The organism is Streptomyces sp. RP5T (assembly GCF_003933965.1).
GTDB lineage: Bacteria > Actinomycetota > Actinomycetes > Streptomycetales > Streptomycetaceae > Streptomyces.
In genome coordinates this window covers 1-466 of record NZ_RSAJ01001278.1, presented here as the reverse complement: position 1 = coordinate 466, position 466 = coordinate 1, and the positions used below count along the sequence as shown (strand labels likewise).

Annotated in this window: 1 protein-coding gene; it reads right to left on the bottom strand. The window is 57.1% G+C overall.

Annotated features, from left to right (window positions below):
* Positions 1-466 (bottom strand): tRNA/rRNA methyltransferase (locus EHS43_RS45815; protein WP_125196160.1); only part of this gene is annotated, 466 nt, incomplete at both ends.

Genomic DNA, 466 nt, shown 5'->3' with positions numbered 1-466 from the left:
GTGTAACCCGCCTGACGGAAATCATCCAGCACGTTAACAATGTTGTCGCCAGTAATCGGCTGAACGTGCTCTGCGCCGCCTTCTGCGGTACGGATAGCCGCCCCAGACTCCAGCAGTGCTGCATCCTGCACCACAACACCTTTCACGCCGAAGTGCGCACAGCTACGCGTCATGCCACCCAGGTTATGCGGGTTAGATTCGTTTTCCAGGGCCAGTACACAATCCTGCGCGCCTGCCTGGCTTACCCACTGCTGCACGGTTGTACCGTTACGCTTTTTGATCAGGAAGCAAACGCCGCCGTGATGTTCCGTGCCTGACGCTTTTGTCAGTTCCGCTTCATCCACCACATGGTACGCTTTGCGGTTTGCCGCCATCCAGCGCAAGGCTTCTTTAAAACGTGGCGTTACGCTCTGGATAAACCAGGCGCGAACAATCGCTTCCGGACGGCTCTGGAACAGTGCCTGAC